The organism is Janthinobacterium sp. BHSEK (genome assembly GCF_056174685.1).
Genome location: NZ_JBWBYV010000126.1, coordinates 1 through 348, shown reverse-complemented (window position 1 = coordinate 348; position 348 = coordinate 1). Strand labels below are relative to the sequence as shown.

The 348-nt window shown below is 53.7% G+C and carries 1 rRNA gene; it reads left to right on the top strand.

Annotation, left to right across the window (positions count from 1 at the left end):
• A 16S ribosomal RNA gene (locus AC0V2Y_RS27200) occupies positions 1 to 332 on the top strand; the annotation flags it as partial.
• Between the last annotated feature and the right edge of the window lie 16 nt (positions 333 to 348).

Here is a 348-nt window from a genome sequence, read left to right as displayed (position 1 = left end):
TTATGGGTAGGGCTTCACACGTCATACAATGGTACATACAGAGCGCCGCCAACCCGCGAGGGGGAGCTAATCGCAGAAAGTGTATCGTAGTCCGGATTGTAGTCTGCAACTCGACTGCATGAAGTTGGAATCGCTAGTAATCGCGGATCAGCATGTCGCGGTGAATACGTTCCCGGGTCTTGTACACACCGCCCGTCACACCATGGGAGCGGGTTTTACCAGAAGTAGGTAGCTTAACCGCAAGGAGGGCGCTTACCACGGTAGGATTCGTGACTGGGGTGAAGTCGTAACAAGGTAGCCGTATCGGAAGGTGCGGCTGGATCACCTCCTTTCTAGAGTTTGCACGAA